This window comes from Streptomyces colwelliae (assembly GCF_048158785.1).
Classification (GTDB): domain Bacteria; phylum Actinomycetota; class Actinomycetes; order Streptomycetales; family Streptomycetaceae; genus Streptomyces.
On record NZ_JBLTJC010000362.1, the window covers coordinates 1 to 10,207 of the forward strand.

Below are 10,207 nucleotides of genomic sequence, written 5' to 3' on the forward strand. Positions count from 1 at the left end.
CCTGAGCCCCCGATCCCACCACCGAACCGACCCCCGAAAACCCTCATGGTTACCCACCCGCACCGGCCCAAACCGGACCGCACCTCCCACGCGTGGGACGATGGAGCCTACGTATCGATCCGACCCGAGACCGCAGACACTGCGGACGCCTCAAGAATCAGGACCCTGCGTGCCCGCGATCCCCAGCCATGTGCCCGAGCCGAGCCGTACCGACCCGGCGCTGATCCGCAATTTCTGCATCATCGCGCACATCGACCATGGCAAGTCCACGCTCGCCGACCGGATGCTCCAGCTGACCGGAGTGGTCGACAGCCGGCAGATGCGTGCTCAGTACCTCGACCGCATGGACATCGAGCGCGAGCGTGGCATCACGATCAAGTCCCAGGCGGTGCGTCTGCCGTGGGCCCCCACCGACGGGGCCGACGAGGGCAGTACCCACATCCTCAACATGATCGACACCCCGGGGCACGTCGACTTCACGTACGAGGTCTCGCGGTCGCTCGCCGCCTGCGAGGGCACCGTGCTGCTCGTGGACGCCGCCCAGGGCATCGAGGCCCAGACCCTCGCCAACCTCTACCTGGCGATGGAGAACGACCTCACGATCATCCCCGTACTGAACAAGATCGACCTGCCGGCCGCGCAGCCCGAGAAGTTCGCCGAGGAGCTGGCCAACCTCGTCGGGTGCGACCCCGACGACGTGCTGCGGGTGTCCGCCAAGACCGGTATCGGTGTCGACGTACTGCTGAACAAGGTCGTCAAGGAGGTCCCGGCGCCCGTCGGGAACGCGGACGCGCCCGCCCGCGCCATGATCTTCGACTCCGTCTACGACTCCTACCGCGGTGTCGTGACGTACATCCGAGTCATCGACGGACAGCTCACCAAGCGCGAGAAGATCCGGATGATGTCCACGAACGCCACGCACGAGCTGCTGGAGATCGGGACGAACTCGCCGGAGATGCTCGGCGCGGACGGGCTCGGGGTCGGCGAGGTCGGCTATCTGATCACCGGTGTGAAGGACGTCCGCCAGTCCAAGGTCGGTGACACGATCACCACCCTGCACAAGGGTGCGACCGAGGCGCTCGGCGGTTACAAGGACCCGAAGCCGATGGTCTTCTCGGGCCTGTATCCGCTGGACGGGTCCGACTACCCGGAGCTGCGCGAGGCCCTCGACAAGCTCCAGCTCAACGACGCCGCGCTCGTCTATGAGCCGGAGACCTCGGCGGCGCTGGGCTTCGGTTTCCGCGTCGGCTTCCTCGGGCTGCTGCACCTGGACGTGATCCGGGAGCGGCTGGAGCGCGAGTTCGGCCTCGACCTCATCGCGACCGCGCCGAACGTGGTGTACCGGGTCGAGATGGAGGACGGCAGCGAGCACGTCGTCACCAACCCGAGCGAGTTCCCCGAGGGGAAGATCGACAAGGTCTACGAGCCCGTCGTACGCGCGACGATCCTCGCGCCGTCGGAGTTCATCGGCTCGATCATGGAGCTGTGCCAGACCCGGCGCGGCACCCTGCTCGGCATGGACTACCTCTCCGAGGACCGGGTCGAGATCCGCTACACGCTTCCCCTCGCCGAGATCGTCTTCGACTTCTTCGACCAGCTGAAGTCCAAGACCCGCGGCTATGCCTCGCTCGACTACGAGCCCACGGGCGAGGTGTCCTCCAGCCTGGTCAAGGTGGACATCCTGCTGCACGGCGACAAGGTGGACGCCTTCTCGGCGATCACGCACAAGGACGCGGCGTACGCGTACGGCGTGCGACTGGTCGCCAAGCTGCGGGAACTCATCCCGCGGCAGGCCTTCGAGGTGCCCATCCAGGCCGCGATCGGCTCCCGGGTCATCGCCCGCGAGACCATCCGCGCCATCCGCAAGGACGTCCTCGCCAAGTGCTACGGCGGTGACATCTCCCGTAAGCGGAAGCTGCTGGAGAAGCAGAAGGAGGGCAAGAAGCGGATGAAGATGGTGGGTTCCGTGGAGGTTCCCCAGGAGGCCTTCATCGCGGTGCTGTCCAGCGACGACAGCGGTGGCGGAGCCAAGGGCAAGAAGTAGGCGGCGCCAAGCGCGGGAAGTAGCGACCCCGTACACCGAAATTCCGGACGATAGCCAGACGATTCATAGGGCCCGTTGCGCTTTCGCGCGGCGGGCCCTATGTCTTGGCTCTGCACGAAGTGGTCATGGCTCTGTTCGAAGTGACCGTCCGCCGCCCCTTACGCACCGGCCGGTCGCGGCTTACTCTGATCACTGCTCGATAGTTACTCGTGAGTTAAACAACAGCCACATGAGCCACCAGCCGCAGTGAGTCAACCGCCGCAGCAATGAGCCAGTAGCCGCACTGTCGCGGGCCCCGGAGGATGTCGTGAGCGACACACAGACCCTGATCGAGAACCGTCCGCCGTCCGTGGCGGGCCTCTTCCTGGAGCGCGTGGCGGCCACGCCGGACGCCGAGGCCTACCGCTACCCGGTACCGGCGGCCTCCGGTGAGGGCCCCGACGACTGGAAGTCGCTGACCTGGGCGCAGGCCGCCGAGCGGGTCTTCGCGATCGCGGCCGGTCTGATCGAACTGGGCGTACAGCCCGAGGAGCGCGTCGCGCTCGCCTCCGCCACCCGCGTCGAGTGGATCCTCGCCGACCTGGGCATCCTGTGCGCCGGCGCCGCCACGACCACGGTGTATCCGCAGACCAACGCCGACGAGTCGACGTTCATCCTCTCCGACTCCGGCAGCAAGGTCCTGATCGCGGAGGACGCGGCGCAGCTCGCCAAGGCGCGCGAGAAGCGCGCCGAACTGCCCGAGCTGACGCACGTCGTGGTCATCGACCCGACCGGCGTCGAGACCGGAGCCGACGAAGGCGACTGGGTGCTCACCCTCGCCGAGCTGGAACAGCGCGGCGCCGCGTACCTGGAGAAGAACCCGGACCTGATCAAGGAGCGGGTCGGGGCCATCACCAAGGACCAGCTCGCGACGATCATCTACACCTCGGGTACGACAGGGCGCCCCAAGGGCGTCCGTCTCCCGCACGACAACTGGTCGTACCTGGCGAAGGCCATCGCCGCGACCGGACTGCTCGGCCCCGAGGACGTGCAGTACCTGTGGCTGCCGCTCGCCCACGTCTTCGGCAAGGTGCTCACGTCCGGGCACATCGAGATCGGGCACGTCACCGCCGTCGACGGCCGCGTCGATAAGATCATCGAGAACCTGCCGGTCGTGCAGCCGACGTACATGGCGGCCGTCCCGCGCATCTTCGAGAAGGTCTACAACGGCGTCGCGGCGAAGGCGCGCGCGGGCGGCGCCTCCAAGTACAAGATCTTCCAGTGGGCCGCCGAGGTCGCCCGCGAGTACGCCAAGGTCACCCAGGACAACTTCCGCCGCACCGGCACGGCCACCGCGCCCTTCGGTCTCGCCGCCAAGCACAAGGTCGCCGACGCGCTGGTCTACGCGAAGATCCGCGAGGCCTTCGGCGGCAAGCTGCGCGCCTGTGTCTCCGGATCGGCCGCGCTCGCACCCGACATCGGCTACTTCTTCGCCGGCGCCGGCATCCACATCCTCGAGGGCTACGGCCTGACCGAGTCCTCCGCGGCCTCCTTCGTGAACCCCGGCGAGGCCTACCGCACCGGCACGGTCGGCAAGCCGCTGCCCGGCACGGAGGTGCGCATCGCGGACGACGGCGAGATCCTGCTGCGCGGCCCCGGCATCATGGAGGGCTACCACGGGCTGCCCGAGAAGACCGCCGAAGTCCTGGAGTCGGACGGCTGGTTCCACACCGGCGACATCGGCGAGCTGTCCCCCGACGGCTACCTCCGCATCACGGACCGCAAGAAGGACCTGATCAAGACCTCCGGCGGCAAGTACATCGCGCCGGCCGAGGTCGAGGGCCAGTTCAAGGCGGTCTGCCCCTACGTCTCCAACATCCTCGTGCACGGCGCCGACCGGAACTTCTGCACCGCGCTCATCTCCCTCGACGAACCGTCCATCCTGGAGTGGGCGAAGGAGAACGGCCTGGCCGGCAAGTCCTACGCCGAGGTCGTCGCCGCGCCCGCGACGGTCGCCATGATCGAGGCCTACGTCAAGGAACTCAACGAGGGCCTCCAGCGCTGGCAGACCATCAAGAAGTTCCGCCTCCTCCCGCGCGACCTCGACGTCGAACACGGCGAGATCACCCCGAGCCTCAAGCTCAAGCGCCCGGTGGTGGAACGGGAGTACAAGCACCTGATCGACGAGATGTACGCGGGTTCGCGGGAAGCGTGACGATGTGATGGGCCCCGCGCCCCGAAGGGGCCGCGGGGCCCATCAGGGGCGCGGGGAACTGCGCGACAAGCCCCCACCGGCCCGCAGGCAACAACGCACCCATCGGGCCTAACGCCGCCGCATATCCCGCACCAGCAGCCCCATCTCCCGCACCTGAAGCCGAAGCTCCTGCACCTCCTCGACCGTGCTGGCAGCCACCCGCGCCTCGATCTCCTTGAGCCGCAACGCCAGTTCATCGAACTGTCCCTGCTCCCGCGCCAGCATCCGCTCCAACAGCTGGTTCTTACGGTGCAGTTCGAGGAAAACGGTGACCTTGGCCCGCAGCACCCAGGGATCGAACGGCTTGGTCAAGTAGTCGGCGGCACCCGTGGCATACCCCCGGAACGCATACCCCGCGTCCGAGTCCGTGCCGGTCAGGAAGATGATCGGGACGTCCTTGGTCTGGTCGAGCCGCTTGATGTTGGCGGCGGTCTCGAACCCGTCCATGCCCGGCATACGGATGTCCAGCAGGACCACGGCGAAGCGCTGCCGCAGCAGCGCCTTCATCGCCTCCTCGCCCGAACGAGCCCGTACCAGCGGCTCGTTGAGGGACCCCAGGACGGCCTCCAGCGCGACCAGGTTGTCCTCCATGTCGTCGACCAGGAGGATGCTGGCGCGCTCGTCGGTCGTTGACTCAGCGCTCATGATGACTGTGCCTCACTCAGTCGTCGGCGGAACCGCGGCTTCTCCTGAAGTACCCGGATCCGCCACCGTGATGGACGCGGACGCGGCCTCGGACGCGGCCTCGGGATCCAGGAGGGCGCAGACGACGGTCAGCAACTGGTCGACGTCCACCGGCTTCGGTACGTAGTCGTTGGCGCCCCGCGCGATGGACTTCTCCCGGTCGCCCGGCATCGCCTTCGCGGTGAGCGCGACGATGGGCAGCCCGGTCCAGCGCGGGGCGCGGCGGATGGCGGCGATGGTCTCGTACCCGTCCATCTCCGGCATCATGATGTCCATCAGCACGAGTTCGACGTCGGGATTGCGCTCCAGGGTCTCGATGCCCTCGCGGCCGTTCTCCGCGTAGAGCACCGGCATGCCGACCCGGCCCAGGACGTGGGTGAGCGCGAAGACGTTGCGGATGTCGTCGTCCACGATCAACACCCGCCGTCCGGGCAGCACTTGACCCGCGCGCCCGGCCTTCCACGCCTCCAGCTTCGTGGGTGTCGGCCACGAGTCGTCCACCTCGGTCGAGGTGAACGGCTCGCTGGACAACTGCTCGGGCAGCAGCGGCAGTTCGCGGTCCTCGGTGAGCGGCGCGCCGCCCGCCGCGTGCCCGGGGCTGACGACGGGGACGTAGAGAGTGAAGGTGGACCCCTGCCCCGGCTCGCTCTCGGCGACGATACGGCCGCCCAACAGGCCCGCGATCTCACGGCTGATGGACAACCCCAGCCCCGTACCGCCGTACTTGCGGTTGGTCGTGCCGTCGGCCTGCTGGAACGCCTCGAAGATCACCGGGAGTTTCTCGGGTGCGATCCCGATCCCGGTGTCGGAGACGGCGAACACGATGACCTCGTCGCTGTCGTCGGAGTAGCGGTGCTCGGGATCCTTGACCCGGTTGACGCGGAGTTCGACGCGGCCCGTCGCGGTGAACTTGATGGCGTTGGACAGCAGGTTGCGCAGGATCTGCTGGAGCCGCTGCTCGTCCGACCACATCTCGCGCGGCACGTCCTCGCCGACCGACACCTCGAAAGAGAGCCCCCGGTCCAGGGTGAGCGGGCGGAACGTGGCGTGGACGTAGTCGAGGAGCTTGATGAGCGGGAGCCGCTTCGGGCGTACGTCCATGCGGCCGGCCTCGATCTTCGACAGGTCGAGGATGTCGTTGATGAGCTGGAGCAGGTCCGAGCCGGAGCGGTGGATCGTGGTCGCGAACTGCACCTCCTGGTCGGAGAGTCGGCCGTCCGGGTTGTCGGAGAGCAGCCGGGCCAGGATCAGGAGTGAGTTCAGCGGGGTGCGGAGCTCGTGGCTCATGTTCGCCAGGAACTCCGACTTGTATTGGGAGCTGGTCGCCAACAGGGCCGCCTTCTCCTCCAGTTCGGCGTTGGACCGCTGCAACTCGGCCTGCTGCTTCTGGAGTTCGTCCGAACGTTCCTGCAACTGCATCGCCAGCCGCTGGGACTCGCCGAGCAGGGACTCCGTGCGGGAGTTGGCGATGATGGTGTTGATCGCGACGCCGATGGTGTTCACGAACTGGTCGAAGAACGCGAGGTGGACGTCGGAGAAGCGGGAGAAGGAGGCCAGTTCGATCACGCCGAGGAGCTTGTCCTCGAAGAGGATCGGGATGATGACCACGCTCGCCGGGGCGGCTTCGCCGAGCCCGCTGTTGATCTTGATGTAGTCCGGCGGCGCCTCCTCCACCAGGATCCGCTTCTTCTCCCGCGCCGCCTGCCGCACCAGACCGTGCACCGGCATGGCGCCCGTGTCCACGGTCGCGGCCTGCGCCGACCCGTACCCGGCGATGAAGGCAAGTCCCTTGGCCGGGATGGCCGTTCGCAGGCTGTCCTCGTCGGGATCGGCCAGGAAGAACGCCCCGTACTGCGCGTTCACCAGCGGGGTCAGCTCGCGCAGGATCAGGTCGGCGACCTCCATCAGGTCCCGGTGTCCCTGCATCAGGGCGGCGAGGCGGGCCAGGTTGGACTCCAGCCAGTCCTTCGCGCGGGTCGTCTCGCGGAGGTTGGCCACCATCAGGTTGATGTTGTCCTTGAGTTCGGTGACCTCGCCCTGGGTCTCCACCGTGATCGAGCGGGACATGTCGCCCTGCGCCACCGCCGAGGCCACCTCGGCGATCGCGCGGACCTGCGTGGTGAGGTTGAGCGCGAGTTCGTTCACGTTCGTCGTCAGGCGCTTCCAGGTGCCGTAGACGCCCTCCACCCGTGCCTGGCCGCCGAGTTGGCCCTCGGAGCCGACCTCGCGGGCGACGCGGGTGACCTCGGAGGAGAAGGAGGAGAGGGTGTCGACCATCGTGTTGATGGTGGTCTTCAGCTCCAGGATCTCGCCGCGCGCGTCCACGTCGATCTTCTTCGACAGGTCGCCCTGCGCCACCGCGGTCGCGACCTGGGCGATGTTCCTGACCTGTGAAGTCAGGTTGTCGGCCATGTAATTGACGTTGTCGGTCAGGTCCCGCCAGACCCCGGACACCCCCAACACCTGTGCCCTGCCGCCCAGTCGGCCGTCGGTGCCGACCTCGCGGGCCACCCGGGTCACCTCGTCGGCGAAGGCGCGCAGCTGCTCCACCATCGTGTTGACGGTGTCCTTGAGTTCGAGGATCTCGCCGCGCGCGTCGACGGTGATCTTCTTCGACAGGTCACCGTTGGCCACGGCGGTCGTCACCTGGGCGATGTTCCGCACCTGCGAAGTCAGGTTCAGGGCCATGAAGTTGACGTTGTCCGTGAGGTCCTTCCAGACCCCGCTGACGCCCCGCACCTGCGCCTGACCGCCAAGGTTGCCCTCGGTGCCGACCTCGCGGGCCACGCGCGTCACTTCGTCGGCGAAGGCGGAGAGCTGGTCGACCATCGTGTTGATCGTGGACTTCAGCTCCAGGATCTCGCCCTTGGCCTCCACCGTGATCTTCTTGCCGAGGTCGCCCTGCGCGACGGCGGTGGACACCAGCGCGATGTTCCTGACCTGTGAAGTCAGGTTGTCCGCCATGAAGTTGACGTTGTCGGTCAGGTCCTTCCAGACCCCTGAGACCCCGCGCACCTGGGCGCGTCCGCCGAGGTTGCCCTCGGTGCCGACCTCGCGGGCGACGCGCGTGACCTCGTCCGCGAAGGCGGAGAGCTGGTCGACCATCGTGTTGATGGTCGACTTCAGTTCGAGGATCTCGCCCTGCGCGTCGACGGTGATCTTCTGCGACAGGTCGCCGTTCGCCACGGCGGTCGTCACCTGGGCGATGTTCCGGACCTGCGACGTCAGGTTCGACGCCATGAAGTTGACGTTGTCGGTGAGGTCCTTCCAGACCCCGGACACGCCCCGCACCTGCGCGCGCCCGCCCAACTGGCCCTCGGTGCCCACCTCGCGGGCGACGCGCGTCACCTCGTCGGCGAAGGCGGAGAGCTGGTCGACCATCGTGTTCACGGTGAGCTTGAGTTCGAGCAGCTCGCCGGTCGCCTCGACGGTGACCGTACGCGTGAGGTCGCCGCGCGCCACCGCCGTGGTGACGAGGGCGATGTCCCGCACCTGCGCGGTCAGCCGGGACGCCATCGTGTTGACCGCCTCGGTCACATCACGCCAACTGCCGGACAGCCGCGTCACCTTGGCCCGGCCGCCGAGTCTGCCCTCGGTGCCGACCTCGCGGGCCACCCGGGTCACCTCGCCGGTGAACAGGGAGAGTTGGTCCACCATCTTGTTCACAGCCCGGCCCAGATGCCGTAGATCACCGCGCAACTGCCTGCTGCCGTCGTGCAGATCGACCCGCTGGGTCAGATCGCCGCCCGCCACCGCGTCCAGGACGCGGGTCGCGTTGGCGGCCGGGGCGACCAGGGCGTCGAGGAGCTGGTTGACGTCGTTGACGCGGGACGTCCAGCCGCCCTGGCCGGGGCTGGCGGAGAGACGTTCGTCGAGGCGGCCGTGGCGCACCAGCTCCCGTTTGACGCGCTGCGTCTCGGAGCCGAAGTGGGTGCTGCGGTCCATGATCTGGTTGAAGGCGGCGGTCAGTTCGGCCACCAGGCCGTGGCCCGTCTCCGGCGCCTTAGTGAAGTCGCCGTCGCGGGCGGCCGTCATCACGGCGAGCAGCGGACGGAGATCGGATGCTCGAATCCAGTCGTCTTTGTGACCGTCTTCGAGCACACGCGTAGCACTGTTCTCACTCATGGCGGCCCACTTCGGTAACTCGGCGCTTATGCGCGCGCTCAGTCTGTCACTCTGTCCGCATCGATCGAGGCGTATTCGTCCGAACTGCTCGGGGAGCTGCGCATGGGGGCCATACCGACGCAACGGGAGACCACTTCACGTGCTCCCGATGCGCCCGCGCACCACGGCGCGGACCGGCGTGCGACGATGCGCGCCACGCTCTCGGGCAGCCCCCTCGCGCCGGGTTCCGCCCGCGGCCTGGTGCGCGCCACGCTCCGCGAATGGGCCGAACTCGGCCTGCCCGGCAGCGACATGCTCACCGACCGGCTGGCCGACGACGCGATGGTCGTCGTCAGCGAACTCGTCACCAACGCCGTCGTCCACGCGGGCACGGACGTCGAGCTGGTGTGCCGGCTGGAGGACACGGACTCGGTCGTCGTCGAGGTCTCCGACCACCACCCCTCCCGCGCCCCGCGCGACAACAACGCCGAACCGGCGTACGAGACACCGGAGTTCGGTCGCGGCCTGCGCCTCGTCTCCACCCTCGCGGAGTCCTGGGGCGTCACCTACCGCACCGGCACCAAGACCGTCTGGGCCCGCCTGCCCGCCGAAGGCACCCCGGCCGCCGAGGAGTTGGACACGTACGCGGGGGAGCGCGGCCTGCGCGTCGCCGAGATCCTCGCCCCCGAACCTCCCCCACCTGCGAACACGCCCAGGCGGTGCGACCCCGTTCGCGCCGAACACGACCGGGACTGGCTCGGCCGCGGCGCCCTCTCCTTCCTCGCCGAGGCCTCCGACCTCCTCGCCGGACAGCTCGACGAGGACCTCGTCGCCGCGCTCGCCGGACAGCTGATCGTGCCGAGGCTGGCCGACTGGTGCGCCGTATGGCTGGAGGACGAGGCGACGGGCCGCGGCGGAGGCTGGGGCGAGGGCGCCGGGAGCAGCGCCGGGCCGCGCCTCGCCCGGGTCTGGCACGGCAGCGAGAACCGCATCGAGGAACTGCGCGGCGCCCTGGAGAAGAACCCGCCCGCCGCCGGAAAATCGACCGGCAAGGCCGGCAGGACCGCAAACACCGGCAAGAACCCTCGTGGCTCCTCCGGCGCGCGTCCCAGCCGAGACCGATCAGGACGTTCGTGAGGTTC

General features: G+C 68.3%; 4 protein-coding genes and 1 pseudogene. 3 read left to right on the forward strand and 2 right to left on the reverse strand.

Features of this window, described 5'->3' with window-relative positions; translation table 11 throughout:
• Positions 1–169: 169 nt before the first annotated feature.
• Together lepA and ACNFOC_RS43695 are read left to right on the forward strand one after the other, a co-directional pair.
• On the forward strand, positions 170–2,044 hold the full coding sequence (gene lepA, locus ACNFOC_RS43690) for a translation elongation factor 4 (RefSeq protein ID WP_416964567.1): 1,875 nt from the start codon (positions 170–172) through the stop codon (positions 2,042–2,044).
• A 307-nt stretch (positions 2,045–2,351) separates the two neighbouring features.
• Positions 2,352–4,238 (forward strand): AMP-dependent synthetase/ligase, encoded by a 1,887-nt coding sequence (locus ACNFOC_RS43695; RefSeq protein ID WP_416964568.1) that lies wholly within the window; start codon positions 2,352–2,354, stop codon positions 4,236–4,238.
• Between the two features lie 108 nt (positions 4,239–4,346).
• Here ACNFOC_RS43695 and ACNFOC_RS43700 read toward each other — a convergent pair whose 3' ends face one another.
• Positions 4,347–4,922, reverse strand: coding sequence for a response regulator (locus ACNFOC_RS43700; RefSeq protein WP_416964569.1), 576 nt, complete (start codon positions 4,920–4,922; stop codon positions 4,347–4,349).
• A 12-nt stretch (positions 4,923–4,934) separates the two neighbouring features.
• Complete coding sequence (locus tag ACNFOC_RS43705; protein ID WP_416964570.1) at positions 4,935–9,086, reverse strand: HAMP domain-containing protein; 4,152 nt, start codon at positions 9,084–9,086, stop codon at positions 4,935–4,937.
• A gap of 102 nt (positions 9,087–9,188) precedes the next feature.
• Between ACNFOC_RS43705 and ACNFOC_RS43710 the strand changes: the two are divergent.
• Positions 9,189–10,095 (forward strand): annotated as a pseudogene (locus ACNFOC_RS43710) (ATP-binding protein); the annotation flags it as partial.
• Between the last annotated feature and the right edge of the window lie 112 nt (positions 10,096–10,207).

What these genes read in the sequence shown, in the direction of transcription:
- ACNFOC_RS43705 (WP_416964570.1), bottom strand. Translation starts at nt 9,086, where the DNA reads ATGAGTGAGAACAGTGCTACGCGTGTGCTCGAAGACGGTCACAAAGAC.
- ACNFOC_RS43700 (WP_416964569.1), bottom strand. Translation starts at nt 4,922, where the DNA reads ATGAGCGCTGAGTCAACGACCGACGAGCGCGCCAGCATCCTCCTGGTC.